General features: G+C 41.9%; 25 protein-coding genes. 3 read left to right on the top strand and 22 right to left on the bottom strand.

Features of this window, described 5'->3' with window-relative positions:
• Window positions 1–29: 29 nt before the first annotated feature.
• From secA2 to ACK8P5_RS12210, 10 genes are all read right to left on the bottom strand, one after another.
• On the bottom strand, window positions 30–2,324 hold the full coding sequence (secA2, locus tag ACK8P5_RS12255; protein ID WP_422661204.1) for an accessory Sec system translocase SecA2: 2,295 nt from the start codon (window positions 2,322–2,324) through the stop codon (window positions 30–32).
• 142 nt (window positions 2,325–2,466) lie between these two features.
• Window positions 2,467–2,772, bottom strand: coding sequence for a DUF3889 domain-containing protein (locus ACK8P5_RS12250; RefSeq protein WP_422661203.1), 306 nt, complete (start codon window positions 2,770–2,772; stop codon window positions 2,467–2,469).
• Window positions 2,773–2,877: 105 nt separating this feature from the next.
• Entirely contained in the window at window positions 2,878–3,621 is a 744-nt protein-coding gene (locus tag ACK8P5_RS12245) for a phosphotransferase (RefSeq protein WP_422661202.1), read from the bottom strand.
• A 219-nt stretch (window positions 3,622–3,840) separates the two neighbouring features.
• Window positions 3,841–4,590, bottom strand: coding sequence for an ABC transporter permease (locus ACK8P5_RS12240; RefSeq protein ID WP_422661201.1), 750 nt, complete (start codon window positions 4,588–4,590; stop codon window positions 3,841–3,843).
• On the bottom strand, window positions 4,591–5,352 hold the full coding sequence (locus ACK8P5_RS12235) for an ABC transporter ATP-binding protein (protein ID WP_422661200.1): 762 nt from the start codon (window positions 5,350–5,352) through the stop codon (window positions 4,591–4,593). It abuts the gene before it with no gap.
• A 144-nt stretch (window positions 5,353–5,496) separates the two neighbouring features.
• Window positions 5,497–5,838, bottom strand: coding sequence for a DUF1048 domain-containing protein (locus ACK8P5_RS12230; protein WP_422661199.1), 342 nt, complete (start codon window positions 5,836–5,838; stop codon window positions 5,497–5,499).
• 62 nt (window positions 5,839–5,900) lie between these two features.
• The gene (locus ACK8P5_RS12225; protein WP_422661198.1) at window positions 5,901–6,221 is read right to left on the bottom strand and encodes a PadR family transcriptional regulator; all 321 of its coding nucleotides are present in this window, start codon (window positions 6,219–6,221) and stop codon (window positions 5,901–5,903) included.
• 237 nt (window positions 6,222–6,458) lie between these two features.
• Window positions 6,459–7,772: an amidase gene (locus tag ACK8P5_RS12220; RefSeq protein WP_422661197.1), complete on the bottom strand. Its 1,314-nt coding sequence runs from the start codon at window positions 7,770–7,772 to the stop codon at window positions 6,459–6,461.
• A 58-nt stretch (window positions 7,773–7,830) separates the two neighbouring features.
• Window positions 7,831–8,130 (bottom strand): DivIVA domain-containing protein, encoded by a 300-nt coding sequence (locus ACK8P5_RS12215; protein ID WP_422661196.1) that lies wholly within the window; start codon window positions 8,128–8,130, stop codon window positions 7,831–7,833.
• A 69-nt stretch (window positions 8,131–8,199) separates the two neighbouring features.
• Window positions 8,200–8,550, bottom strand: coding sequence for a VOC family protein (locus ACK8P5_RS12210; protein WP_422661195.1), 351 nt, complete (start codon window positions 8,548–8,550; stop codon window positions 8,200–8,202).
• Window positions 8,551–8,822: 272 nt separating this feature from the next.
• On the opposite strand from ACK8P5_RS12210, the gene ACK8P5_RS12205 reads away from it, so the two are divergent.
• The gene (locus ACK8P5_RS12205) at window positions 8,823–9,410 is read left to right on the top strand and encodes a GNAT family N-acetyltransferase (protein WP_422661460.1); all 588 of its coding nucleotides are present in this window, start codon (window positions 8,823–8,825) and stop codon (window positions 9,408–9,410) included.
• A 51-nt stretch (window positions 9,411–9,461) separates the two neighbouring features.
• Here the strand turns inward: ACK8P5_RS12205 and ACK8P5_RS12200 are convergent, their stop codons facing one another.
• The 11 genes from ACK8P5_RS12200 to ACK8P5_RS12150 form a co-directional block, all read right to left on the bottom strand.
• The gene (locus ACK8P5_RS12200) at window positions 9,462–10,766 is read right to left on the bottom strand and encodes an alpha/beta fold hydrolase (protein ID WP_422661194.1); all 1,305 of its coding nucleotides are present in this window, start codon (window positions 10,764–10,766) and stop codon (window positions 9,462–9,464) included.
• A gap of 36 nt (window positions 10,767–10,802) precedes the next feature.
• The gene (locus ACK8P5_RS12195) at window positions 10,803–11,138 is read right to left on the bottom strand and encodes an ArsR/SmtB family transcription factor (protein ID WP_422661193.1); all 336 of its coding nucleotides are present in this window, start codon (window positions 11,136–11,138) and stop codon (window positions 10,803–10,805) included.
• A gap of 53 nt (window positions 11,139–11,191) precedes the next feature.
• Window positions 11,192–11,770, bottom strand: a complete 579-nt coding sequence (locus tag ACK8P5_RS12190) for a hypothetical protein (protein WP_422661192.1) — start codon at window positions 11,768–11,770, stop codon at window positions 11,192–11,194.
• Between the two features lie 143 nt (window positions 11,771–11,913).
• A complete protein-coding gene (locus ACK8P5_RS12185) occupies window positions 11,914–13,068 on the bottom strand; it encodes a copper amine oxidase N-terminal domain-containing protein (protein ID WP_422661191.1) in 1,155 nt (384 codons plus the stop codon).
• Between the two features lie 153 nt (window positions 13,069–13,221).
• A complete protein-coding gene (locus ACK8P5_RS12180) occupies window positions 13,222–14,094 on the bottom strand; it encodes a tetratricopeptide repeat protein (protein WP_422661190.1) in 873 nt (290 codons plus the stop codon).
• 19 nt (window positions 14,095–14,113) lie between these two features.
• Entirely contained in the window at window positions 14,114–15,073 is a 960-nt protein-coding gene (locus ACK8P5_RS12175) for an ATP-binding protein (RefSeq protein WP_422661189.1), read from the bottom strand.
• 206 nt (window positions 15,074–15,279) lie between these two features.
• Complete coding sequence (locus ACK8P5_RS12170) at window positions 15,280–16,479, bottom strand: glycoside hydrolase family 88 protein (RefSeq protein ID WP_422661188.1); 1,200 nt, start codon at window positions 16,477–16,479, stop codon at window positions 15,280–15,282.
• A 1-nt stretch (window position 16,480) separates the two neighbouring features.
• Window positions 16,481–17,908: a sulfatase gene (locus tag ACK8P5_RS12165; RefSeq protein ID WP_422661187.1), complete on the bottom strand. Its 1,428-nt coding sequence runs from the start codon at window positions 17,906–17,908 to the stop codon at window positions 16,481–16,483.
• Between the two features lie 15 nt (window positions 17,909–17,923).
• A complete protein-coding gene (locus ACK8P5_RS12160; RefSeq protein ID WP_422661186.1) occupies window positions 17,924–18,793 on the bottom strand; it encodes a carbohydrate ABC transporter permease in 870 nt (289 codons plus the stop codon).
• Between the two features lie 36 nt (window positions 18,794–18,829).
• Entirely contained in the window at window positions 18,830–19,729 is a 900-nt protein-coding gene (locus tag ACK8P5_RS12155) for a carbohydrate ABC transporter permease (protein ID WP_422661185.1), read from the bottom strand.
• Between the two features lie 75 nt (window positions 19,730–19,804).
• Window positions 19,805–21,088, bottom strand: coding sequence for an ABC transporter substrate-binding protein (locus tag ACK8P5_RS12150; protein ID WP_422661184.1), 1,284 nt, complete (start codon window positions 21,086–21,088; stop codon window positions 19,805–19,807).
• A gap of 434 nt (window positions 21,089–21,522) precedes the next feature.
• On the opposite strand from ACK8P5_RS12150, the gene ACK8P5_RS12145 reads away from it, so the two are divergent.
• Together ACK8P5_RS12145 and ACK8P5_RS12140 are read left to right on the top strand one after the other, a co-directional pair.
• A complete protein-coding gene (locus ACK8P5_RS12145; RefSeq protein ID WP_422661183.1) occupies window positions 21,523–22,710 on the top strand; it encodes a sensor histidine kinase in 1,188 nt (395 codons plus the stop codon).
• A gap of 37 nt (window positions 22,711–22,747) precedes the next feature.
• A complete protein-coding gene (locus tag ACK8P5_RS12140) occupies window positions 22,748–23,431 on the top strand; it encodes a response regulator (RefSeq protein ID WP_422661182.1) in 684 nt (227 codons plus the stop codon).
• Between the two features lie 58 nt (window positions 23,432–23,489).
• Here ACK8P5_RS12140 and ACK8P5_RS12135 read toward each other — a convergent pair whose 3' ends face one another.
• Window positions 23,490–26,726, bottom strand: coding sequence for a chondroitinase family polysaccharide lyase (locus tag ACK8P5_RS12135; protein WP_422661181.1), 3,237 nt, complete (start codon window positions 26,724–26,726; stop codon window positions 23,490–23,492).
• Window positions 26,727–26,993 lie beyond the last annotated feature (267 nt).

Below are 26,993 nucleotides of genomic sequence, written 5' to 3'. Positions count from 1 at the left end.
TATTTTTATCTTAGATCTATAACTCAAAATCAAAATTTTTCCCAACTGAATACCGGCTTAAACATTTTTCGGATCCAGTATGCGATAATCGTACCTGCTGTCCATGAATTGCGATTCTGCAAGTAATCCATGTATTGATCATTCATCGTATAAGTCCAAGTGGAAACGGGACTCCTCAGCCCAAACTTCTCCCACTCTGCCGGATCATTAGAGCCTCCAAGCTTTAGGAGCATCTTTGCCGACTCGCTCATTATTTTAGCCGGCATTTGCTCAAATGCTTGGATGATTTGTGCATGAAATTCGTCAATTGGATTAAGGTTAGTAAGGCTTGTCAAATGGATGCTTTCGCGTATGTAAGAAACGTACGCTAGATGGTCAGCCCAGAACTTGTCCATATAATAAAGTCTTACACGCTGCTCTGAAGGGCTCATCGCAGGCTCACCTTTCAGAATTCCGAGCCGTTCCTCATATTGAATACGTCTCTGTTCTTCTACCATATCGGAATAACGGTTAAGCTCCTGACGGATATGAAAGTTTTGGCCCATAATAACACGTTGTATATGTTCAATTTTATTATAAAGTACCGACTCTCCTAGGGTTTCATCCTGCTTAAGACCTCGATACATAGGCGGAATCGCTTTGTCGATGCCGAACTGCTGGATTAACTCGTCCTCTAAACATATGAAAAATACAGATTCCCCCGGATCGCCTTGACGTCCAGAGCGCCCACGAAGCTGGTTATCAATCCGCACGCTTTGATGTACATGAGTTCCAATTACGAATAAACCACCCAACTTGGCGACCACTTCTGCTTGTTGCGGATCGCCGCCCCCGAGACGAATGTCTATACCCCGTCCCGCCATATTCGTCGACACGGTTACGGAGCCGATTTCTCCAGCTTTTGCAATGATTTCTGCTTCTTTTGCGTCGTTTTTTGCATTCAACACCTGACTTGGTACTCCAGCATTAGCAAGTGATTCGGCGAGCTTGTCTGACTCCTCCACGCTAGAAGTACCAATGAGAATTGGACGTCCAGTCCTATGGTTAGATAGGATTTCTTGCACAAGTGCCTTATGTTTGGCTTCACGATGGGTGTATATACGATGGGGATGGTCAATCCGTATGTTTGGCCGGTTCGGCGGAATCTGCAATACCTGCAGCGCATAGATTTCTTCAAATTCCATTGCAGATACATGTGCGGTAGCCGTCATTCCACAAATTTTTGGATATAGGCTAAGGAGGTGTTGAAAAGTGATCGTGGCTAGGATTTTCCCACCTGCTAAGGGTTGAAGGCCTTCTTTAGCTGCCAGCGCCACTTGGAGCCCTTCCGGAAGATGCCTGTTCCTCGCTACACGTCCGGTATATTCATCGATCAGCTCGATTTTACCTTCGCGGATGATGTAATCGACGTCTTTCTTTAATAATGATTCCGCCTGCAGCGCGCAATTCAATGATGATAACAAATGACTATTATAACTATCGTATAAGTTTCCGCAGCCGAGTAGTGATTCTGCTAAGGCAGACCCCTCTTCATTTAGATAAACATTCCTTTTGAACTCGTCAAAGTGGTAATGTTCATCTTGCACAAGCTGTCTTGCCACGTCTGCATAACGAACACCCTCATTGGACATTGATTCAGGCTTACCAGCAATAACAAGCGGTACTCGCGCTTCGTCTAGAAGGAGTGAATCCGCTTCATCTACGATGACATAATGAAAATGACGATGAACGGTGTCTTCTTCATCCAATGCGATCGTATCGCGTAAATAATCAAAACCCGCCTCTTTGGCCGTAACATAGGTAATGTCCGCGCCGTAAGCTTCCCGTTTCTCTGACAAGCTCATGTCGGCTTGAACCGAATTTATCGTCAAGCCGAGAAAACGATAGATCGGTCCCATCCACTGCGCATCTCTTTTTGCTAAATAATCGTTAAACGTCAACACATGGACGCCTTCTCCAGTTAACGCATTTAGATATGCTGGCATAACAGCAGAGAGCGTCTTTCCTTCACCGGTATGCTGCTCGATCAAGAAGCTCTCGTGCAAAGCGATTGCAGCCATAATCTGGACATCATAGGGATGTAAACCAAGCGTTCTTTTCGCTGCTTCGCAGACTAGCGCATACGCGTCAACAAGAAGCTCATCTAAAGACACACCCGACTTTGCTTCCTTTTTCAGACGAAGAGATTCCAATTTCAGCTGGTGATCGTCCCAATCTGTCAAGTTGCGACTCCGAATGAGATCCACTTTAGCCCGGTAACCTCTCAACTTCTGCCGGTTATCATGATCTTTGAATTCTCGTATTAACTTGACGGCTACATTCATCGGAATATCCCTCCTCTGTACATATCTCAATATTATTCTACAGATATTGGAAATCCCCTGCTATTTCACACAATAAAGACTGCCAATCAAGCTGGCAGCCTTAATTACTTGTCATTATTGTTCTTACGAATACAAGATTCTTTTATCGCGTGGTTTCGTCGAATTGAATGGATTGAATATTCTCAGTTGACGGATCGAATGTAATCGTTACATAAACCCCAAACTCATTTCCTTCTTGACCTCTTAACCACAACTTGAACTTCTCTACGGACTTGTTCGGTGCAAGTTCACTTCGACCAATGTGCTTATAATCAACGATCTTCTCCTGGTATCGTTTTTGAGTTTCCTTTACGGCAATTGCTCCCCACTTGGCATAGTCAGGTTCTGCATCCAATGAAACTGAGGAAACATTAAACAGTACTATTATACAAATCAACAATCTAATCATAATAACCCTCATTTTTAAAATTTTCAGGTATTATACTCTAAATTATTCATAATTATTCTTTCTATAAACCTCGTTCACTAAGTGGAGAGCCATGGGAATTTTAAACTACTCCATTTCCTGATAAAGAACTTCTACATCCTTTAACAGGTCAGGTATCCAGGCTTCTGATCCAGGAATCAAATCTGTACCGCCATATACAAGCCAATGTAAGGTCTTAATCAGCCAGCATAAACCACCGATTTGAAATTGCCAGTTTACCTGGACCATTGGATCAGCAGCTACTTCAAGGTAAGCTAATAATATGTCCTCTCTTGAAAGACCCACCGAAGAGTGGGCCTCATTGACTAAGCAATATAAATCGCCAAGATGAGGACTCAAATATGCAGAGGACCAATCAATTGGCATGATGCCATCCGCTTGAATCAGAAGATTTTTTGCATGAAAATCATGATGTATTATTGTGGTTGGGACTGTTTGGTATAACTTTTCTAGATGACGAGGGAAACCATGTTTTAGTTTTAATAAAACGCTTGGAGCTACTATCTTACAAGATAGCAGTAGTTCATCTAGCAGCATGATAAAGTGATCCTTTGAAAGAAAGTAATGATTCATGACCTTCTTCGATATCCTAGTATCCATATTCGCAGTTGCTTTCGCTCTTAATATGGCTAATTCTCGTGCTGCTTCAAGGAAATATATTGGAAGTGGATGTTGTTCCAAATTTTGTTCACCTGCATCCTCCATCACCATGACTCCGCTTTCCTTCAATTGAACATACTCAAAAATTTCAGGAGCTTTGATTCCAAGTGGACGAACTAAACGGTGGTATATTTCGGCTTCTTTCGCCATTTCATGATTGCCCCATTTTATGATGCGTGTTTCACCCGTTGCAAGCCTGACTCTATGGACCTCTGAAAGGGACCATTTTCTTAACAGTGACCATTCATGAACCTCATTAATCAAGGGCATGCTTGAACAGTAAGTTGAAAAACAAGAAGGAATCATTCGTATACTCCCTTTGAAATATTATTCTTAACACAACGCAGCAACACTCTCAATCTTTACATTCTATCCTATTTGACGTTTAAATACCTTACTAGCATAAAAGTATGAAATCATCATAATGCCGGCACACCAAGCGAGTGCGATCCAGATATCGTCACCAACAGAACCTTCATACAAGAAAGCGCGAATCGCATTCACAATAGAAGTCACAGGTTGGTTCTCAGCGAACACACGGACGATTGTAGGCATGGTTTCTGTAGGAACAAAAGCTGAACTAATAAACGGGAGGAATACCAGTGGGTACGAGTAAGCTGTCGCTCCTTCCATTGAGCCTGCTGTCAATCCAGGAATGACCGCCAGCCAGGTTAACGCCATTGTAAAGAGTCCTAGTATTCCCACAACAGCGAGCCAATCAAGTAAGCTAGCCCCAGAACGAAAGCCCATGAAGAGAGCGATCAGGATAACCAGCACGACAGTAAGTGCATTTGACACAAGTGAGGTCAACACGTGAGCCCACAATACCGAAGAACGTTTAATTGGCATCGTAATAAACCGCGACATCAGCCCGCTTTTTACATCTGTAAACAATCGTACTGAAGTGTAAGCAACGCCGGAAGCTATAGCCATCAGCAAGATTCCAGGCAATAAATAATTGATATAGTTGTCCGTTCCTGTTTCTATGGCACCGCCAAATACATAGACAAACAACAGCATCATCATTATGGGTGTAATCGCCACCGTAATAATAGTATCCGGGCTGCGCATGATGTTACGCATTAAACGTCCTAATAATATCCTTGTATGGGTTGTCATTTATCTCTCCTCCTTGTTGCCAATGATCGCGAGGAATATTTCCTCCAATGTCGGCTGCTTCTCAATGTATTCTACTTTTGCGGGAGGGAACATCTCTTTGAGCTCTGTAAGGGTTCCGGTCGTAATTATCTCACCACCGTGCAGAATGGCAATACGGTCCGCCAGTTGTTCCGCTTCATCCAAGTACTGAGTTGTTAATAAGATTGTCGTTCCCCTTCTCGAAAGTTCTTTAATCGTATTCCAGACTTCAATTCGGGCCTCAGGATCTAGCCCAGTTGTTGGTTCATCTAGAAAAATGACTGCTGGTGAACCGATCAGACTCATCGCGATATCTATCCTACGTTTCATTCCACCGGAGTATTTATCTACCCTTCGTTTAGCTGCATCCATTAAACTAAATCTTTCAAGTAGATTATCTGTAACCTGAGCAGGATGAGAAACTCCCCGCAGCTTAGCGATCATCATCAAGTTCTCGCGCCCCGTGAGCACTCCGTCTAAAGCAGCAAACTGCCCTGTAAGACTGATACTCTGGCGAACATGATCCGATTGACTCTGGACATCAAAGCCACAAATCTCCACTTTACCGCTATCTGGCTTCATTAATGTTGATAGGATGTTGATGGTCGTTGTCTTCCCCGCTCCATTCGAACCTAATAGTGCCAATATTTCACCAGGGCGCACCTCAAAATCCACTCCCTTTAAGACCTCCTTATCTTTAAAAGATTTTCTCAGCGCTTTTACAGAAATCGCTACACTGCTCATACTTTCTTCCTCCTTATTCAACTATTCAGTATGACTGATAATACGTACTACTTAGTACTGGGCTAAAAATATAACTGAGTAGCTAAGGCGATCATTCGCATTACATATGAAACCAGCTAATCAGTCCGTATTATTATTTTTAATTTACTTCTTTCCCAGTTGTTTCATGATACTCTGATTCAGATCTTCACGATACTTAGCGACATAGGTCCTCGCATTTGCCACTAGTTCGTCTGCGAATGAAGCCACATCATCCCCAGTAATTTCAAGTACTTCTCGACCATCTGCTGCGCCTGATTCGAATAAATCAATTAACTCATACTGCATCTGTAACATATCCATCCCGTTACCTGTTGCAAAATTCCACATGTAGTTCTGAATTTTCTTAAATACAAACTGATAGTCTTCAGGCAGTGCGTCAACCCTCGCCATCATCATCTTGTATTCTTTTTTATCACCCATTAGCTTTTTAATCATTTCAATCATTTTATTATTCCTCCTTTTATTCTAACGCTTTAATAAGAGTCCTATAGAAAGGTCATATGAATCTAGCTGGACTTCAATACGTTGATTTTTGATGAAACAAAATCCCACTTTTCCCAAAACAGATCAAGTTCACGACGTCCAGCTTCATTAAGAGAATAAAACTTACGAGGGGGCCCCATATCGGAAGGTTTCTTTTCGATGTTCACTAAGTTTTTCTTCTCTAAACGCACAAGGATCGTATAGACCGTCCCTTCTACAACCTCAGTAAACCCTAACTCGTTCAAGCGGCGTGTAATTTCATAGCCGTACGTTTCACGGCGACTAATGATTTCCAGTACGCAGCCTTCCAGAGAACCTTTAAGCATTTCCGTTAAATTTTCCATGTTGTGATCCTCCTTTATGATGTCCCTCCTCTATTCAGTCTTTCTTGCGTAATACCAGGGGGAAGTATAATTTATTGATTGCTTTTGTATTTGATGAAAATCTATTCTGTATTACTTACTACAGGTATAATGTAACACTGAGTAGTAAGCATTGTCAACTATTTCTAAAACAAAAAAAGTCTCCTGTCCATAAGTCACAGGAGACTCTAAACTCGAAAAAGCCAAAAATCAATTCTACTATTCCATAGTTAACAATCGAGCTATCTTCTCGGCATGTTTCATTAGGATTTCATCTTGTCCAAATTCAGCAATGCATTGAAAACCAAGCGGAAGCCCTTCCACTTGCCCAACAGCGAGACTCATCGTTGGTAATCCGGCAAACGTCCAAATCGCGGTCATCCCCGCCCATCCTGTCTTACCACCATGAGGTGGAGCAACGCCTCCTTGCGCGGGTGAGATCCATAGATCGATCCCTTGTTCACGCCGGAATTCAGCTAATTTACGCTGCAAGCGCTGTTGTTCAATTCGATAATTTACTAATTCTTCGTCATCAATTGTCTTTCCGGTTAAGATGGCCTGTAGAACCGCATCACCATACTGGTCTTTATGCTCATTAAACCATTGTTCGTGCACCCTTGCCATTTCGCCCTGAATAAATCGCAACATGGCATCTCCGTATATAAACGAGTCATCCCAAGGCATCTCTACCGTTCTTACTGTGTATCCCGCTTGGATGAGCGTAGTCGTCTGTTTCTCAAAGGCCGCACGAATCTCATCCCCCATAAGTTCCATGTAAATGCCACTAGGAATACCAAGTACCGGTTTTCGTTCTGGATCATATGGATGACTTCCTTGTTGAACGTTCCAATCAGATATGAGGTGAGGCATGACGATACTCAGTGAGTTGATATCTACTGTGAAAATGCCAGCCGTATCCATGGATGGTGCCAGTAAAATCACACCGTCCATAGAGATACGACCATAACTTGGCTTAAACCCCGTTACCCCACAGAAAGAAGCTGGCGCGGTTACAGATCGAAGTGTCTGAGTTCCTATTGCAACAGGACACATTCCTGATGCCACACTCGCAGCTGAACCCGCACTTGAACCGCCCGGTGTATGTTCCAGTGCTTGCGGGTTTCGAGTTGAAATCGATCCGGCATAAGCGAACTCCTCCGTTACGGTCTTCCCGGGAAACCACGCACCTTGTTCACGCAAACGACGTATTAAACTTCCTTCAATGCCTGTCAATACAGAAGAAGGCAACTTGGATCCGGCACCCGTCGGTAAACCTTCGATATGAAATAAATCCTTTACGCCAAAGGGCATCCCGTACAAAGGTGGTTTCGTTCTACCCATGAACCGGTTACGTAACTCATCCGTTTCTTGACGGATGCGTTTAAAGCGGCTCTCCTCTTCTACAAACGCGAGGACAGAAGGCTCAGCTAGACGGTATCGTTCTGAAAATCTATGGAGTGCTTTATCAAGAAAATCACTTGTATTCGGCTCTATATCCGATGACAACTTCCAGCTTTCAGAAATAACAACCATAAAAATGCTCCCCCCTTCGTTATTGCAACAAAATCATCTCTAAACAAACACTTAATTTTTAATAGTAATCCTTGGACCTTCCCCAAAGATGGATCTCTACCTCACGAAGCCTCCGCATGATCCCTTCGATATCACTTGAAGAAGTCTGAGGAACTTTGTTTTCAAGGTCTATGATTTTCTTCTGTAGATCTTTAACTATAATGCCAATATGGTCATAGTCCTTTATGATCTCGTCTAAAAACTCATTTACTTCATCTTCGTTATAACCTCGTATGGAATGTTTGAATTCTTTGTTATGTATATCCAAGCCAGTAAGTGATACTCCTAACTCTTGAAGGCTTTTCATGGTTGTATTCATGCTTAATCCTCTCTCCTTGTATCTTCTCTATCGCACGCACATCTTAAAAAAATCGCTCAATTTACTGAATTAAACATGTGCAAGAATATTGATCAGCTTCCCAAATGGGTCCCGGACGTAAAATCGACGAACTCCCCACGGCTCATCGGTAGGTCCATATTCTATGGTATATCCCGCACTCATCATCCGATTATACATTGCATCGACATCATCGACTTCAATTGAAAGATCAGGTGTAGGTGTACCTGAGCCACCTTGTGAAGCGAAACTTATCTGAACGCTCTCCTCCCCAAGTAAGCCATAGGTTTGAATCCATTCATGGTTCATCAATAAATCAAGTTCGAGTAAGTCTTGATAAAAGCCTTTGGCTGCGGGTACATGCTGCGTATCAATGTTTGTAACAATACGTTTCACCCTCATATACAGACCCTCGTTTCAATAGAATAATTCCTAATTTAGTAGCGTTGACCTTATTTTACATTATCATCTAGCACCGGGTTATTCAATCATCTTAATCTCTAGCTTAATAGAATCTCGATATAGAATAATGTCTAGACAAGCATCCTCCTCAGCAATATAGTTATGACATGAAATCGGACTCTAGATAAACAAAAAAAAACCGCAATTAATACGGCTTAATTATCATCACATTTGGAACTTTATTATCTATAAATTATATGGTAAGTAGGGGAATAACGATGACTTGTGTACAATCTCTCAACTATAATGACGCTCCTAATTCATGTCGACGTGAGATCGCTGAAATGTTAAATCGAATCTGGCCAGATGAGAACCTAAAACAAGATGAAACCATTCTATTGACACATGATGAATCATTAAATGCTCGTTCATTTCTTACATATGTAGATGGCAGGTTAGCTAGTTATGTAGGGGTCGTGCTCAAAACGATTAAACATTCAGGTCAGTTGTTTAACATTGCTGGATTAAGCTGTGTGGCAACTGACCCGGATTTTCAAGGCCAAGGGTTAGGTTCGCGTACTGTCGCTGCAGCTACCCGATGGATTGAAGAGCAGCGTGATATAGATCTTGGTGTATTTACATGCGAACCTTCGTTAGCCTGTTTTTACAAACGTGCTGGTGCATGGCAAGTGAATCCGAATGTTAAGCTTATTGGTAGTTGCGACGAAAGAGCCTTATCCAGCGATTTACTACAAGTAGTGGTGCTGCTACGTCTATTCTCAGCGAAAGCACAAACCTATGAGACAAAGCTACGCCAATCGCCAATTAATCTCGAGCTGCCTGTAGGTCAATTCCTATAATAGGAGAACAAACTCATTACCAATCAAAACAAGCATCGCACGTCATATCAATTACGATAACTCGAAATCAATCACAGTCTTCGACAGCACATCTGGTGCCATAATGGCAGCGGAATGGTCTTGACCAGCCAATGTTTGAATTATAGCATTAGGCAGGAGCTGTACTAGCGCCTTTGCTGCGTCATGGAAGAGAGGTTCGCTGTTCTCCCCTGTTATGATTAACGTCGGAGCATCTATCGTCCATCTACTAGGGGGGAGTGGCTGACCTGACTGAGTCGATCCCATAATTAAGCCATCGTATGCAAGTGTGTGTGCCAAGGACTCCATCTTATTCCAAGAAGGATCTGCTTTCATATATTCGATGAACTCTGCAGGGATGCCTAGAGCTTCAGATGCAAAATACTCGACCGCTTCTGATCTCTTACCAGCATCGATCAGTGCATTCAATTGGTGAACATAATTGGCTGGTACTGGCTTCCGGCTATCATTGATAATAAACGGGGGTTCATATAGATAGAGTTTTACCACCCGATTCCCTAACAAGCTTGCTGCCTCAAGTGCCAACACAGCTCCAGACGAACTTCCGAATAAGCAAGCTTTTCCACCAGCGTTTTCTATTAATGCATCAATATCTTCAACTTCTCTCTCTACTGCGTAAGGAGCAGTATCAGAACTCTGCCCTCTTCCACGGCGATCGTAATTATACACAGTGAAATGAGATGTCAAATGCTCAGCCAATGAAGTTGTATCCTGATGGTCTGCTGCAGCCGATGAAATGATGATGAGCGCCGGACCATTCCCTTGCTTTTTATAAGCAATTTGTGTTCCATCCTTTGAAATAATCGTATCCATAGTGCCCTCCCTTAAGGTTTCTGAATATTCTTCCAGTCGATCAAATGCATCAGAGAACCCTTCAATCATTCCCATGGCTTCTGCATGATCCAATTGTTCGCTAGTTGCGAATCGTGTCACAATACTAATATGTGTTCCTCCGTTAACTTCCTGGAACAGAACGGACGTGAGCATTTCTGAATTCGAAACAACATTCCATTGCTTGTCTGCAAAAGAGTCTGTGTAAACCAGTTTGTACGGTGCCTCTACCTCTTCATATACCGCTCTACAAAACGCTTCCTCACCGCTTCTATCATTCGATTTCAGGCTGTATCGCCAAACTCCTTCTGGCCGTACATCCATTTCATAAACGGTTGTTACCCATCCTTTAGGTCCCCACCATTTCGTAATATGTTTGGGTTCTGTCCACCCTTCCCATACAAGATGTATAGGTAGGGCAACGATACGTTCTACGGTCAGTTCTCTGCTTTCATGGTTTTTTAGAACGATTGTTTTTCTTTTCATCTGCATCTATCCTTTTTAGATCGTTTCAAGTGCCTCTCATTGTCCCTCCTTGTTCTTGTAGTCCAGCATATACTCCTCAAACTGATCAAGACGCTCTTCCCACAGAATGCTGAATGAATCAAACCATTCATCCAACTTTTGAAACGGCTCAGCTTCGAGACTATATATTCGCAGCTGTGCTTCTTTGCGGGAGCGCACCATCCCTGCCTCACTCAATATGCGTAAGTGACGAGATACATGAGGCTGGCTAATACCTAGAGTTTTGACGATTTCTCCAACTGATTTTGGGCCTTTTTTCAGTAATTCGACAATGTTAAACCGATTGGGCTCTGCAAGAGTTATTAACGTTAACTGCATGGCTGATGTATTCATACTCTTAATATATATTAATCTGTATATATACGTCAATGTATATATACAGATTTTTACTTTCCACCCATTTGAAACACACCAATGACAGTTTCCCCGTCAACATCGTACAGAGGAATATCGACACCACCTGGTGGTCTGCTGTTCTGTATCGCAATGGCTTCTTCCGGTGACTTTGGTCTCTCACCATCTAAGTCTTTTTTCAACACATATCCTTTAGTGCCATCGATACCTACTGCGCTAATTAACTCAGGTTCCATTTCCGGCGAAGAAGCATCGGCAGAAGAACCGTAAGTCTGTCCGTTATTATTTTTAGGGAAGATCATATTCTTAGCTCCATAATGAATAGAACCTATAATGTTTACACCATCTACATCGTATACTGGGACATTGCGACTAAATTCACCCAGATAATCCGATTTCAACACATATCCTGAAATGTTATTTATGTTCCCGGCATATATGTAGTCCGGTAGTGAGTCTTCTGAGATGTCTTCATGAACAACACCGTAGGTCTTCCCGTTTTCGTCCACAAGATAGTTAAGTGGTGTTTCTGGTATTTGATCATCGGTGTCCATAGCCAATGAACTTTGATACCACAGTAAACCGCCCACTACACACGCAATAAAAAGCATACCCATTAATCTTTTAATGTTGCTTGAATACATCCTCACTTTATCCACTCCTTTTATTTCACATCTAACATAAGATGTACAACTTTGCTTGTTATCCGAATTACATTGCCGAATTATTTCTGTAAACTTACTCTTTTCCAAGCCTACAAAATTAATTTATACGTATTCACCTTATTCGTCTTTTTACTTTTATATTTGAACAATAAACGCCCTATACTGTCTACCTTATCAAAAAGAATGATATGGTCGTACTCCATTTCATTGTTTCGATCCATTCCTGCTTGAATCAGATAGTTTTTCTCAAACGCAGGAAGGTCAATAGCCTCATGAACATAAGTGGGCTCTTTCGCTTTAATATCATAAAAAATAAGGTGCTGAGAACTATATTCCCTTAGAATCATGAAATCATTGTTATATTCTTCAATCATATATAATTCATCTTTCCCCATGATCTCTGTAAGGTTAAATGCGGACTGAATATTTCCTTTCGTATCTAAAAATCTTGCATTTTTACCATCTGTAAGCAAAATTTGATCTCGTACCTTTTGTATATTCGTTACGTGGTAGTATCCCATGACTAGGAAATCATCTTGGTCTACAATATGATCATTTACAATTAGAACCTGCCCAGAGACTTTAACTGTTCCTGAAGGCCCCGATATTTGGTTATATACGATGTACGATGAAGAATCAGATATTTTAGAGACATCGAAATTCTTTAAGATAGATAAGTCTGGATTCTTTATTTGTCCAATTCTAACTCCAGTTTCACGTATTTCCGCCTTACTTAGTTCACCACTATCGAGATGAATCCAATAAGTCAATTCTTTATCACTCCCCAATGCATAACTTCTAGACATCGTTAATCTTTCTAAAGAGGATGTCCAAGAAACAGACTCTCCAGTGGCGGTAGCTACAAACTTTAATGGAATATATGTTTTACCATTGATGACCTTAGCAACTACATCTAATGAAGTTTCCTTGTTATTCACGTACGCCTTTTCACTACCGATAGTTAGTTTAATTTCTTTATTAACTCCATATAAGAATACGGTTTTTGACCGCTGATCCCAATAAACATTTAAGTTTAATAGATCACCTACTTCTCGAATCGGAAGTAATACCCTCCCCTTACTAATTACTACAGGATTCTTTAGAATACTTAGTTCTTTATCTAGTCCTGATTCCACTAATACATTGTTTATTGCAACATCCTTTGCATCTGCTGCTTCCGTTAAAAGCATTGTCGCAAGTATGAACATGGATAAAAAACAAACAATACCTCGTATTCTTACCATAAAACACCTCCATTTTTGCAGTACAATTAAATAACACTTTATATATGGCAAGAGTTATATTTATTGGATAAAAATCAGAACTAAAGGAATTAATACTTTAAAAAATACAAAAAAGCCGCGATTAACGCGACTTGTTCTCCTCGGACTAAATGTTTAAATGCCTCTGCGTCTCCAGCCAAAAACCTTAACGTGCACAATGGCTTTGGTTACCCAGTGTGAGAGGACATATAACACGATAAATAAGATTAAGAGCGGCCTAAACAATAACACTGCCACAAGCCAGGTAAGTAGAATCTGCCAACTTTTCATTTTCCTTAAAAATTTTCCTGGCCACAAAAATATTTTAAATAGCCCTTCGTTTTGCTGAAGCGCTTCTAAAAATTCATCCTGATACTGTTTCTCGTCCGGATCTAAACGAACCGCATTCCGCATATAAGTCTCTTTTAGCTTGTACTCTCCACGCTCACCAGCTGCCAAACCCAGATAAAAATACACTTGAGACGATTCCGTATTATATTGAAGAGAGATCCTCTCCAATCTGGCAGAATCCTCAAAATTTTTGAGCAAAGCTTCTGTATAGCTTAACGCAGCAAGATATAGCGGTGATTCCGGACGCATTTCAAGTGCATGTGAAAGTGCCGTCTTTGCATTGTGAGGCTTGCCCCGCTTATTATACAAATTAGCTTGCAAAAAATAATATTGAGGCTCATATGGATCTATTCGTAAGGCTTCCTGAAGAGCATCTTCGCAAGCTCGGTCCTTATCCGTCTCGTAGTAAACACAGACCCGTACGAACCAAGCTAGCTCCTGCTCAGGATTTCTTCTAAGCGCTTGATTCGACCACTCCAATGCTTTATCATATTCGTTCATTAAGAGATGTATATGCGAGATCAGCGCAAAAACATTAGGGTCTTCAGGATTTTGGCTTATTAGGTGCTCCGCTTCCTTTAATGCTTCTTTATATCGCTTCCATTCAATAAGCTGCTGTGCCTTAGTATAGGAAGCATATTCATGTACGTTCTCCACCTACTCCTTCTCCTTCCAACTATGCCCTTACGCCATGTTTTTTAATGTAATCCAACACGATTTGATAATCACGGTTTACATCACTAAATGTCGCATAATTCTTCGCTGTAGCAAACCACTCCAGTGTCGTAGCTTTCCGCCCTTTTGCCGATTTCTTTAAATCTTCCTGAGTAATAGGCTGGATCTCGCCTTTTTCAAATGTCCGCTCCATCGCTGTCTCCACGGCATCTTTGACTACTTGTTCTAAGTCCGCACCGGAGTAATGCTTCGTCTCTGCGGCAATTTTGGATAGGTTCAGTGATCCTAGTGGCATACCAGAGAGCTTAAGTTCAAGAATGGTCTGCCGCTCAGCCACTTCAGGTGGCGGTACAAAAACAAGATGATTAAATCGCCCGGGACGTCTCAAGGCAGAATCGAGGTACCACGGTGTATTGGTTGCCCCGATGACAAACACATTTTCGTTTTCCGCTTGTAGCCCATCTAGCTCTAACAATAATTGGTTAACCAGCATGCGATCATGATGCTGCCGCATTTGATGACGACTTCCTCCAAGCGCATCGATTTCATCAATGAAAATAACGCAAGGTTTACTTTCCCGCGCTTTTTTAAATATATCGTGTAAGTTATGCTCGCTCTGGCCAGCATACATGGAGAGAATGGACTGCAGCTCGATATGAAAAAAGTTAGCATCAATTTCACCTGCCACCGCGCGCGCCAAAAATGTTTTTCCACAACCTGGAGGCCCGAACAAGAGCAGACTGCCTCCAGCCTGTTTTCCGTAAGCGGCAAATACTTCCGGCTGCTTTAGTGGCAATATGAAATTCATACTGATTTTTTTCTTAACCTCTTCCAATCCTCCGACATCGGCAAATGTCTCCTTTGGTTTTTCCGACTCCGTTATCGTTTGATCCTCTTTACTGAAATGAATAAGCTTTAAATTTTTGCGTCTTTGTTCTGCTAGTTCATCATGATCTGACATCCTTCTCTCTCCCTTATAGTATTTTCTATTAGTCTATCACATTCCCATAATTTAGGTGTGTCTAAGAAGCAATTGGAGCGATGCAGTATATCTTCAATATAAGTGTTCACATCAAATGTGAATCATTATGAGAAGATTTTGATTCAAATGTCTGTAAGCAACAAAAAAAGCCGCAATTTATGCGACTTCTCCTCGCAACACCACTCTCACCAGTACATCTTCCAATCCTTCGCCAATCGTACTAATGCTTCAAAATAATAATAGTCTCCCCAAATGCAGCTCTCATCGACACCACGTCCGCCGCCTTTATAATAGACTGCATGCTTTAAAATACCATTGGCATCACTGTTGATATCCGTCCGGTAATTTTCATATAGTGACTGTATCATCGTTAAAGCTGCATTGTCATAGACATGTTTATCTGGGTCCGTTAACGGTAAATGCTTTGCGATTTCGAGCATGCCACAGACCGCAATGGCGGCTGCTGAACTGTCCCGCTCTTCCTCACCGTCCGTAAATATTAGATCCCAATAACAAATCTCATCCTCCGGCAAGCGATTTAAATAATAGTTGGTCAATTTCTTCGCCAACTCTACTAAACTCCAATCATCCGTATAGTGATAACTAAGCGGGAAGCCATATATACCCCAAGCCTGCCCACGTGCCCAGCAGGAGTCATCCGAATAACCTTGGTGCGTGTTCCCGAATAAGGGTGCGCCTGTTACCGGATCCATGTAATACGTGTGAAAGGTTGATGCGTCCTCCCGAACAATATACTTGGCTGCTTGTTTAATATGCGCTTCGGCAATTTGACGATAGCGTGCATTTCCGGTTACTTCAGTTGCCCAGTACAGCAGCGGCAAGTTCATATTGCAATCAATAATCATCCGACCACGCTGCTTTGGATCATTAAGATCGCCCCAAGCTTGGATGATCCCGGCTTTTTCGTAATAACGGGTGATTAACAAATCAGCAGCCTTCAGGGCGATGGCTTTTGCCTCTTCACTTCCCGTCAGCTTATAAGCGCTTACACAACTAAGTGAATACAGAAAACCAAGGTCATGATGGTCAACCTCAATGCGCTTTTCAATCCGTTCTTTAAAGCTTCCCACCTGTCTCTCTGCAACTTCCCTGTACTTCTCGTCTCCCGTGTATTCATATGCAAGCCACAACATGCCGGTCCAAAAGCTGGTCGTCCATTCCACATTATCAATGGGTTTATATACAAGGTTTACACTACTCGAATCCGGGAATTTCTCAGTGAACACATCTAAACTTTGATCGATTTTCGCCAGCACATGCTCAATAGCTTTTTCTACAAAAGCTCGGTCAACAGCCGGTGCACTTTCGTAACGTGCAAGATTCTTTATCTCTTCTTTACGCACTTCCTGGATACTTATCGTCATTTCACATCACCTCTAACTTTGTAATCATTGGGTCCTTCATTTCTTTCAACCAATGCTGTAACTTGATCTCAAGCTCTCTCGCCAGCAAATGGTCGGAGATGTGCTCAATCCGCTCAGGCTGACGCTGATATGGGTCTGTTCTCAGATCATAAAGATAACGCACTAACTTGTCTCCAGGTGCATATCCATGGTGAAGGACATAGGTATAATCATGAGTACGAACCGCCCGCCAGCCATATTCTCGGTTATCGATTCCAGCCTCTTGAAATGCTTCTATGACTTCCTTTCTACCCGGATAAGCGCTGATAAATGCTTCCTCTGGGCCACCCTTCTCACGATTTAACAGAAAACCGGATAAATCCGTACCTTCGACTGACATCGGAATCTCCAAATCCAGCAATCGAAGCAGGGTTGGCATGATATCAACTGTATTCAGCAAAAGGTCTGTTCGCATTTCAGGAATCACATTAGGCCAACGGATACAAAACGGAACACCAATGGATTCCTCATACCAGACGTGTTTTGCCATCAAACCGTGTGAACCCATCATTTCGCCATGATCTGAGGTCAACACCACAATTGTATTCGAATCGAGTCCTTCTTCCTTTAATACTTGTAGAAGTCTCCCAAACTGATCATCGATTCCAGATACCGCAGCGAAATAGTTCAACTGTTTATCTTTTAATTCTTCGATTCCGCCCCCAATCGATTCCCCGGTATGGACGGAGAGTGAAGATGATGAGATATTTTCCCTTAAGACAATTTGATTCCGGTCATACATCTTCTTGTATTTCTCTGGAACCTGATCAAATGGGCTGTGTGGTGGATTCCAGGATACAAATAAGGCGAACGGCTGCTCACCATTCCGGTTCTGAATAAATTGAATCGCCTGATCGGTTTCATGCTCGGCTGACCATTGCTGTACGTTAATTTTCTCCGGGCTATCCTTCCAGTAATGCGGGCTGAGATGCTCATCCCATGCACCATAGGAATACCAGTAATCAAAACCGTGTCGTTTAGGCCCGGGTGGTGTGTAGGCATCCCAGTCTGCTGCACCAGATAACGGATCATCTGTCATGTTCCGTTCCGGTAAATCAAGATGCCACTTCCCGATATATCCGGTCCGGTAACCACTCCTGGCGAGCACATCGCTGATGCAGATTTCTTCAGGACTCAGCATCACATCTGCTCCTACCTTACAATTGGTGTATACCCCCGTGCTTATCGGGTATTTGCCCGTCAAGAGAGATGCTCGGTGTGGAGAACATAATGGAGAACATGTAAGCGCATTTGTTACAATAGCTGCTTCGCGTGCAAAGGCATCGATATTCGGGGTTAGAACTGGATCTTCCCCTTCAAAACCAACTGCCTGACGACGCCATTGATCAGCAAATATATAAAGTAGATTCGGCTTCTGTTGACTGTCCATGCTTATGCCCCCTCATCACTTGATTCCAGTATTGGCTACACCCTTGATAAAATGATCCTGGGCTAAGAAATAAACGAGGATTGTCGGTACAATCGCCGAAACGGCCGCAGCCATTAATAAGGCATATTCCGTGTTATATTCGGTAATAAAATGTTGGATTCCTAACTGCAGCGTATACAACCTATCTGACGTCAGATAAATCAATGGACCCAAGAAATCATTCCAAGAGTGCATGAATGAAAAAATAACAAGAGACGCAATTGCCGGTCTTGAGAGTGGCATAATAATCCGCCAATAAATACCGAACTCACTCAGACCATCAATCCTAGCAGCCTCTAACAACTCATCCGGAATGGATAAGAAAAATTGGCGGAATAAGAACACACCAAAGGGGTTGAATGTCCCCAGAATAATCAATGCCCAGTGCGAGTTCACCAGTCCGAGCTTATTCATCAGCATAAACTGTGGAATCATCATGACCTGATAAGGAATCATCATTGTTGCAACATATATGAAAAACACTCGATTACTCTCAGGGAATTTAATTTTCGCAAACGCATAACCCGCAAGGGAACTATTTATAATCACCAGAATCGTCGTAATTACAGCAATCTTTATCGTATTCAAGTAATACAAATGAAATGGGACCGATGTCCAAACTTCACTGTAGTTGTCCCAGCGGAAGGTTTCAGGAATCCACTTAATCGGAAAGCCGAAAATCTCTGTTTCTGCTTTTAATGAAGCAGACAACATCCAAACAAAGGGAAGGACCATCATTAATGATACGACAATGATGACAACATACTTGATAACTTGTCCGGAGGAAGTTCTCTTCCTCCTCTTCACTTTAGAGGTGTGAACGGAAGCTTCGGGAGCCACATTCATGACATATATCCACTCCTTTCAGGCTGTGTGTTGTTCTTAATAGTTCACCCATTTTTTCTGACCCATAAATTGAATGATCGAGATCAGCAGAATGAGCAGGAATAATACATATGCCATCGCTGATGCGTACCCGTATTCGAATTGTTTAAATGCACTATTGTAAATGTCGTAGACAAGTACATGAGTTGATCGTCCTGGCCCGCCTCCGGTCAGAACGTAGATGAGATCAAATACTTTAAACGAATTAATAACGCCTATGATTGTGGTAAAGAAGAGCACCGGAGACAACATGGGCAAGGTAATTTTGAAGAACTTCGAAATCGGCCCTGCTCCATCCAGATCAGCGGCTTCATACAAATAATCCGGAATACTTTGCAGTCCTGCTAGAAATAACACCATGTAATAGCCGATAGAGTGCCAAATATAAACGATCGAAACCGAGATTAACGCCCAGCTCGGGGAAGACAGCCAGCCGGGTGGCTGATCGATTCCAAATTTCATTAACATGCCATTGATCGGACCCATTGTTGGATTGAAAATCAATTGCCACACCGCAGCAACAGCAATCGTCGCTGTCACATAAGGCAGGAATACCGCGGTACGGAACACCTTTACGAAACGCACACCTTGATTGAGGATGACTGCGATTAATACGGATAGAAATAAAGTTACAGGAACAGAAATGACCATGAACAGAATGCTATTCAGAAAGGAAATTTTGAAGTTTTCATCCTTCAATAATTGAACGTAATTATCTAGACCAATAAACTCAATATTTCCAAACCCATTCCATGAAGTAAAGCTCATGAAAAAGGAAGCGATCACAGGAACCAAGATAAATAACAGGAAGCCGATTATATTTGGAAGAAGAAAGGTATAAGCTGTGATCCGATTTCGCCGTATGGTGGTTGACTTCTTTGGTTTGCCGGGCTTCATGCCTGTATATCATCCTTTCTTCAAAAATAGGGCACTGCTGTTAAGATAAATCAGAGCAGTGCCCCCATTTTTTCATTACTTTTCTCCGTACTTACTCGCCCACTCGTTCTTGACACGTTTAGCGATTTCTTGAATCGCATCATCCACGGTGCGCTGTCCAATAAGAGCAAGCTCTCCTTCTTGCTTAAAGATTTGTTCAACAACGATGTTCTTAACACCTGGAAGCATCGGGTATTCCGGATATTCTTTTGTTTCTAAGAAATAATGAAGACTTTTTGGCTTTTTCGTGCCATCACCAAGGTAACTTGCCTTCACATCTTTATCCATGTAACCCGTTAAATAGCCTTCGGATGCAAGAAGCTCTGCCCCTTGTTTGCCTGACATATATTTCAGGAATTCAAATGCTTCTTTGGCATGCTTTGTTTTTTTATTCATCATGATCGTAACAGGCAACGCTAATGAGGTATTCTTGGCCACTCCCTCAGGATGAGGAATCGGAACTACGTCCCAGTCAAACTTCATCGCACCTTCCGTTTCACCTTGACGAAGCTGAGCCACATGCCAGTCTCCAATCATACTCATTGCAATATTTCCTTTTTGAAAAGCCGCATTATAATGGGCGCCCGTTGTTACCTGTTCAGACCATTTCATGATCGAACCGTCTTGTTCGAGATCGAATCTTAATTGCAGAGCATCTTTAAAAGGAGTTAAATCTTTATCAATTACAGAAGCGCCTTGTTGAACCGCACTCATATACCAGGTTGACGGCCATTGTTGCAGATAGGCACCATATACTTTATTTTCCCCACTGCCACTAGTCATCTTCTTCGCTAATTCACGGAATTCACTCCAAGTCATATCATCGCTTGGGTACTCTACCCCTTTTTCGTCAAAAAGGTTTTTGTTGTAATACAGCATCCAATTGGATTTACGAAACGGCAGGCTTAATACTTTTCCTTCATACTTATAGGACTCATACATTGAGCCATATCCCGTAACATCCATGTTACTATCCTTGATATAGTCATCTAGTGGAGCCAAAATCCCCGTGTCAATCATTTGGTCCATCTGTCCAGTGAATAAATCATAGCCTTCACCACCGGAAAGCTGCATCCGGATTTTCTCATAATATTGCTGTTGCGGAAACGTTTCAAAGGTGATGTCTATGTTCGGATGATCCTGTTTAAATGCTTCATAACCTTTCTTAAACACCGCTTCATCAGCTGGAAAAACAGCCATCTTCAAATGGACGGGTCCATCAGTTTCTTTATCGTTTCCCGCATTCCCTTTCTCAGAACAGCCAGCGATGATGCTGAGCGATAATATAAGTAGAGAAAATAAACGAAATCCCTTTTTCATGTGTTGTCCCCCTTTTTATAATGGTTTGTTATATAATCATTGTAAGGGTTCTCATTTGTGGGAATAAGTAGAATGTTTTTACCCCCTCTTTTCCTATATGAGGTGTTACATTCATGATTTTCTTATGTTTAATATTCATGGTTATCTTAATCTTTTTTATTTATAAGAACTTGAACAGCAGGTCCGTCTTCTTCTTATGTACGTTAACGATTGGGTGGATTTTGGCGTATATTTCTTTCACCCTCTATTTATCAAAATTTAATTACTATTACTACATCGTGAATCAGTTTATTGAATTGGGCCCAGGGACTTGGAGCCGTCTTGTTCTGCAAAATTTTGATACCCATACCTTAATCCGTTTATTCAATTTGGGGATTATTCTATTTTATTTTTCATATATAAGTTTTTCGATATCATTTATTAGAAACCTGATCATGAATGCCAAGTTACGCTTTGTGTACATGGGTCTAGCTGCGCTCAGTGTAATTCAGTTTCTTTTTTACGATCCGAGTATCCACCTTTATTTTCAGGATTTAGCTTTCGAAACCGAGCGTCTTACGCTCCTGTATCAGCAGTTTAGTCATATAGGAGATACGTTTTTTCAAATATTGAATTATTCTTATCTCATCATCAGTCTGGCATTATTCATTTACTATTACATCCGTTATTACAAACTACGGTCCATTCGAGACCATGTACTTTATATGATGATTTGTTTGCTGCCCATAACATTTTTGCATTTATTTATTTTTTACTGGGCTCCATCCAATTTCGTCAGAACTACATTTAGTAAAAGCTTCATCAATTACTTACAGCCTCCAATTAACTTATTCTTAACGGAATATCGTTTTTTTCCGCTAATTGCTGCTATTGCTATCGCCATCATGAACTATAGTATTTTTAAATACAAAGCAAATGAAGCTCGTTATTTAAATACCAATCTCATGACGAAAAAAAAGATCGATACGGCCTCGTTAGGGGTTCGTGCATTTACTCATGCCATCAAAAACCATCTGCTTGCCATTCGTTCTGAATCGGAATATCTTCAAGAAAAATTATCAGATGATGAAGATGCGATATACAGCCTTAAGTTAATTAGTGAATCATGTGAGCAATCGTTTAATAGTATTAATCAAGCGAATGAGAAGCTGAAGGAAATCACTTTGAAAATGAAGCCCGTTCCGTTAGAGCAGCCGGTTGAAAAAGCGATTCAGCGGTTTTCTTCTAAGCTATCAAAAGCCGAAATTTATTTAGAAAAAACGGAATCAAACATCCTTGTCCACATCGATGAAGAACAGATAAATGAAGCGATCTATAACATTCTTAAGAACGCTGTAGAAGCATTAGGAAATACCGCTGGCACGATCACGGTAAGGCTAAATCAAGTCGATCAATGGGGCACGGTTACAATTCGGGATAATGGTCCTGGCATTGAAGCAGAGAACGCGGATGACATCTTCACCCCATTTTTCTCTACCAAGCCTAGCATTACGAACTGGGGCATTGGATTGTCCTTCTGTCATAAGGTGGTGACCGGGCATGGAGGGAAAATTGAAGTTACAAGTGCGTTAGGGGAATTTACACAGTTTGATATTCTATTGCCATTGGTGAAGAGGGTATAAAATATACCACCGATATTCTTTCAGGGGAGGTATTCATTTGGGGAACATTCATATTCTTATTTCAGATGATATGGAAGCCCATCGCAGACGGCTGGAACGAATCATCAATAGTGTGGACAATCTGACACTTGTCGGTTCAGCCAAGAGCGGGTACGAAGCGGTTGCCTATGCCGCAGTGAAGAAACCGGATATCGTTTTGATGGACATTGAGATGGAAAGTCAAATGGCTGGAATTAGAGCCGCTTCAGAGATACATAAGATTTTACCTGACACCAAGATCATCATGCTTACGGTCCATCAGGATAATAATATTGTATTCGCAGCCTTTCAGACGGGCATCGTTGATTATCTGATGAAATCAGCACCCAAAGAAGAAATTATCGAGGCCATTTATTCGGCTGCAAACAATCAATCACCGATCCGCCCGATTATAGCGGAGAAGATTAGACACGAATTTGCCCGAATTAAAAAGTCAGAAGATCAGCTTACGTATTTCTTTAAGATTATTGCTAGCCTAACGCAGTCCGAGCTTGAAGTATTGAAGCTGCTCTGCAGTGGGCTGAAACGAAAAGAAATTGCCGAAATTCGTGCCGTCGAAGTGGAAACCATCAAAAAGCAAATCAGTGGCTTGTTGAAAAAGTTTGATAAAGACAGCACCAAAGACATCATCACTGAAGTCAACGAACTTCGATTATTTGATTTGATTGAGGAGATTTCCTAATCAGATACAACAGTGAAAAAGAAAGGCGAATCGTAACGCCTTTCTTTTTTTATCTCATTTATTTCGGTAACAGAACCACCTCAAGCGGCTCCGCATCTTTACAATCCATCTCCAGTACAGTGCGGCCTTCCTCTGCTGAAAGAATTCGAATTCTAGAATCGAGCGATCCCAAAGTCCACTCCCCTTCAATCGTCAATTTCATCGGACGCATGATGCTATCTGAGCGTAGCCAAGTCCGAGAGTAAATACTCACTTCCTTCTGCACGCCTTGCTCATCATACTGATCTGCGTCAGTACCTTCATACAATCGCAGATCCGGGTCAACCGCGCTTAATACTAATTTTTCGCCATCCCTTCGAGTCATGACCATGGAGGGCGTATCCACACCACTTACAATTCCTTGATTGATTGAATCATTGGGTTCAAATAAAGCATACCCGGTTATCCCACTATCCCGGTCATGTACAATGTGCCCCATCCGATTCTGCTGCAGAACAACATACGGCGCTTGATCCGTAGATTCCATTGAATAAGCAAACTCCTTCATCTTCTGTTCCGTAGTGTCCACCAAAACCGCATATTGATAGGTGCCTTCTTTGGGGGCTTTTCCATGATCAATCCATGCGGTTGCGAAGTTCCCCGCCGTATCCGTATCATTCTTCTGATGTTTGGATTGCTGCTCCGAGCGTGATAAGGAAATCGTCTGTCCTGCTGGTACATAATAACCATTTGCTTTATTATCCATTACCCAAGCATCTTGTGTAAGAGCGAGCTGTTGTTTATACGGAAACTCCGTAATTGCTCCTGTATCGGACATCCACACTGGCTCTGATTGTGCTTCCATGTGATTTTGAAACAATGTCGTTTCGGTAGGATAAGACGTGTTTTCATTTTCAATATCAGACCCAAGAGCAACAATTCGATCATCAAAAAAGAAATAGGATTTCCGTGCTCTGTGGGTTCCGTCATATTTAGGATGCTCATGGAGCTTCATCGCGAACATGCCATTCTGACCCTGAAGGCTTAAGCTTCCTGAATAGGTTTCATCCGAAATCAGCATCTCTTCAAAACCGCTGAAACGGTCTACATTTCTGACATGAGAGCGCAATTTGTCAAACGGCAGATGGATGGTGGTCGTTCCCGGCCAGCGATTCCAATCCCACCCTTCCTGTACATACCCACTATCTCGATGATTATATGAACTCATAATTTGCATTTGTCCATATGACATATAGCGTCCATATAGATTCGCATCTTGGTACGTTTCATTATTCCATAGATAACGGCTGTAGCCTTTTACTCCAACAAGCCACCCCTCCCTTCTATGAATCCCTAGATTGGCATAATTCATCGTCCAGAATCCACTCGGGTCAGCTTCGGCTTCAATTCCCATCTGTTTAAACTGCCGGGCGGTTGCATCTTCTTGATTCACGATCCTCAAATAAGCTGCAGCCAAATCACGATCGATCGAGTCTTTCCCGTTAGGGGATCCCGCGAGCGCCATATAGCGGTATGGAGGTAAAGCCAATGCTCCTTGGCCATCAGGATGACGTCCGGCTACTGAGATAAGCCACTGTGTTTTATTAGAATACAGGCGCATCGCAAGCAGTGCTTTTTTCAACGTTTCATGAGCTTCCTCCGTTACACGATATGGAGTACCAGATAATACATAAAGTATAGGAGTCACGCCATTAAAGGCGTCTTTTGCATATGCAGGGTAATGGTTCGCATGATGATACGCTGATCCGTCTTTCTTAAATGCGGCTTCTAGTCCTTTAGCGGGAAGAAGTCCTTGAGAGAGCCAAGAGGTAAAACTCTCCATATCCCTAATCTTTTCCTTTGAGTCCTCTTGGACTAGAATACTAGCTAACATCCCATTCATTGTCGTATTAAAAATGTCAATATTGCCGACAACCTCATCTTTAGGTGTATACATTCTTCCTGCCCCGCTCAGCCAAAACAACGTTTTTTGAGTACGATCCAATATACCGGCTTCCTTAAGCACATCCCTCATTAAGAAGGCTGAAGAATAAAATCCACGAACATTATAGCCGAGATGGTGCATCGTACCTTGACTACTACCGTAATCCCAGCCTTGGTCCGCTAAATGATCGGTTAAATTAATGTACATGTATTTCAGTTCGGATCTAATCGCTATATCTTCAGTTGAAAGATACGTGTTAGCTACAACATTCATTAAATCCGTATAGGCTTTAAGATCTGCTGTATTGCTTAGTTCCTTAAAGGATGGCTTTAAGGAATCTGGAACATGGTCAAAGTGAGGCATAAATAGGGAAGCACCGCGAATTCCGTTATCGTCTCGAGTGATGTTAAAAGCGGCATACTTGCTTCGAATATCCGTCAGTAAGGACTCGGTTACTTTAGCTTTTTTGAAGATGAATTCAGTGAATTTTGTTTCAATATTACGGATACCACTTAATGCTGTTTCATTTAATTCGGCTGACGGATCTGGAGGGGTCAGTTTGGAATATTCCAATAGACTGAGCCAATGAGCATTTGCGGCCTCCGTTACGCCTGGATTCACGAATGGAACTTGTTGATCTGGCGTGTGATGACGAGGGTCAATTCGAGTAGATAACATCATGGAGTCAAAATATAATGTCCCAGAATTCGATTCTGGAGCGACAACTGTCATTCGATTCATATTCGGATGAGGAGTTCCATTCATATCACGCTCAAATGAAACCCACGCTGCTCTCCAGCCTGAAAAGTCTAAGTTCATTTCAAACCAGCTTTCCTTCTGATTCCCTCTGCCAAATTGGAAAGTGACTGTATCGTTCACCGGATTTTCGTTATAAACCCAGACAACAAAACTACTAATCGATTGATCTTGATTATTAGAGATATACGGAGAAAAGCCTATTTTCTCGTTCACAATGAGTTTGGAACCTTTCGAATAATTCCATTTCAATGAGTGAGTACCGTCCTTTGAGTGACTGCCATCCAGTTCAATGGTATCTCCCTTTTCCGCTTTAAATGTCTTAGGTACACTGTTTTCAAATAAAAACAGAGGAATTCCCAAGGCTCTTGCTTCTTTCTCAAGCTGTGAAGCACGGGTGGCAAGATCCTGCTCACCCACGAATGTGAGAGCTGAATGATCGGTCCCTTCCGAGGCAAAAGTTACAGTCGGCGCCATGGCCATAGGAACCGTTAAAACGGCTGATAACGTCATAACCGTTAAGCCTCTCCCCCATCCTTTGCTCACTTTTGATGATGGAGGCCTGTTTGATAACAACGGGAACACCCCCTGCTTCTTATTCTTCGAATTTCTCATTACTTCTCTCCTTTCTTATTTAGAAAGATAGAATGATAACGCTTTCAAATATATTCTACGGCTAAACAAGCAAAACATAAGTCGAAAACTTTATACCCCTCTATTCGCTGTAATCGAAGCCTTTTAAGGTTGGAAATATATGCATACATACCATCTTAATAGTAAAATCAACAATACATATGGTATAATTTTAGTCCGCCGAAGTGTCTAAACAGGAAATTTAAAGTTGAAATTTACTTAAAGTGGATATCCTTATGAAGGGATGAC

Origin of the sequence: Paenibacillus sp. EC2-1 (assembly GCF_049311625.1) — a bacterium.
GTDB lineage: Bacteria > Bacillota > Bacilli > Paenibacillales > Paenibacillaceae > Paenibacillus_AQ.
This window is presented reverse-complemented; position numbering and strand designations above follow the sequence as displayed.

What these genes read in the sequence shown, in the direction of transcription:
- ACK8P5_RS12145 (WP_422661183.1), top strand. Translation starts at nt 21,523, where the DNA reads ATGAATGCCAAGTTACGCTTTGTGTACATGGGTCTAGCTGCGCTCAGT.
- ACK8P5_RS12220 (WP_422661197.1), bottom strand. Translation starts at nt 7,772, where the DNA reads ATGGTTGTTATTTCTGAAAGCTGGAAGTTGTCATCGGATATAGAGCCG.
- ACK8P5_RS12210 (WP_422661195.1), bottom strand. Translation starts at nt 8,550, where the DNA reads ATGAGGGTGAAACGTATTGTTACAAACATTGATACGCAGCATGTACCC.
- ACK8P5_RS12185 (WP_422661191.1), bottom strand. Translation starts at nt 13,068, where the DNA reads ATGGTAAGAATACGAGGTATTGTTTGTTTTTTATCCATGTTCATACTT.
- ACK8P5_RS12165 (WP_422661187.1), bottom strand. Translation starts at nt 17,908, where the DNA reads ATGGACAGTCAACAGAAGCCGAATCTACTTTATATATTTGCTGATCAA.
- ACK8P5_RS12200 (WP_422661194.1), bottom strand. Translation starts at nt 10,766, where the DNA reads ATGAAAAGAAAAACAATCGTTCTAAAAAACCATGAAAGCAGAGAACTG.
- ACK8P5_RS12240 (WP_422661201.1), bottom strand. Translation starts at nt 4,590, where the DNA reads ATGACAACCCATACAAGGATATTATTAGGACGTTTAATGCGTAACATC.
- ACK8P5_RS12175 (WP_422661189.1), bottom strand. Translation starts at nt 15,073, where the DNA reads ATGTCAGATCATGATGAACTAGCAGAACAAAGACGCAAAAATTTAAAG.
- ACK8P5_RS12245 (WP_422661202.1), bottom strand. Translation starts at nt 3,621, where the DNA reads ATGGCGAAAGAAGCCGAAATATACCACCGTTTAGTTCGTCCACTTGGA.
- ACK8P5_RS12170 (WP_422661188.1), bottom strand. Translation starts at nt 16,479, where the DNA reads ATGACGATAAGTATCCAGGAAGTGCGTAAAGAAGAGATAAAGAATCTT.
- secA2 (WP_422661204.1), bottom strand. Translation starts at nt 2,324, where the DNA reads ATGAATGTAGCCGTCAAGTTAATACGAGAATTCAAAGATCATGATAAC.
- ACK8P5_RS12195 (WP_422661193.1), bottom strand. Translation starts at nt 11,138, where the DNA reads ATGAATACATCAGCCATGCAGTTAACGTTAATAACTCTTGCAGAGCCC.
- ACK8P5_RS12150 (WP_422661184.1), bottom strand. Translation starts at nt 21,088, where the DNA reads ATGAAAAAGGGATTTCGTTTATTTTCTCTACTTATATTATCGCTCAGC.
- ACK8P5_RS12250 (WP_422661203.1), bottom strand. Translation starts at nt 2,772, where the DNA reads ATGATTAGATTGTTGATTTGTATAATAGTACTGTTTAATGTTTCCTCA.
- ACK8P5_RS12235 (WP_422661200.1), bottom strand. Translation starts at nt 5,352, where the DNA reads ATGAGCAGTGTAGCGATTTCTGTAAAAGCGCTGAGAAAATCTTTTAAA.
- ACK8P5_RS12160 (WP_422661186.1), bottom strand. Translation starts at nt 18,793, where the DNA reads ATGAATGTGGCTCCCGAAGCTTCCGTTCACACCTCTAAAGTGAAGAGG.
- ACK8P5_RS12225 (WP_422661198.1), bottom strand. Translation starts at nt 6,221, where the DNA reads ATGGAAAATTTAACGGAAATGCTTAAAGGTTCTCTGGAAGGCTGCGTA.
- ACK8P5_RS12135 (WP_422661181.1), bottom strand. Translation starts at nt 26,726, where the DNA reads ATGAGAAATTCGAAGAATAAGAAGCAGGGGGTGTTCCCGTTGTTATCA.
- ACK8P5_RS12215 (WP_422661196.1), bottom strand. Translation starts at nt 8,130, where the DNA reads ATGAATACAACCATGAAAAGCCTTCAAGAGTTAGGAGTATCACTTACT.
- ACK8P5_RS12155 (WP_422661185.1), bottom strand. Translation starts at nt 19,729, where the DNA reads ATGAAGCCCGGCAAACCAAAGAAGTCAACCACCATACGGCGAAATCGG.
- ACK8P5_RS12230 (WP_422661199.1), bottom strand. Translation starts at nt 5,838, where the DNA reads ATGATTGAAATGATTAAAAAGCTAATGGGTGATAAAAAAGAATACAAG.
- ACK8P5_RS12190 (WP_422661192.1), bottom strand. Translation starts at nt 11,770, where the DNA reads ATGCTTTTTATTGCGTGTGTAGTGGGCGGTTTACTGTGGTATCAAAGT.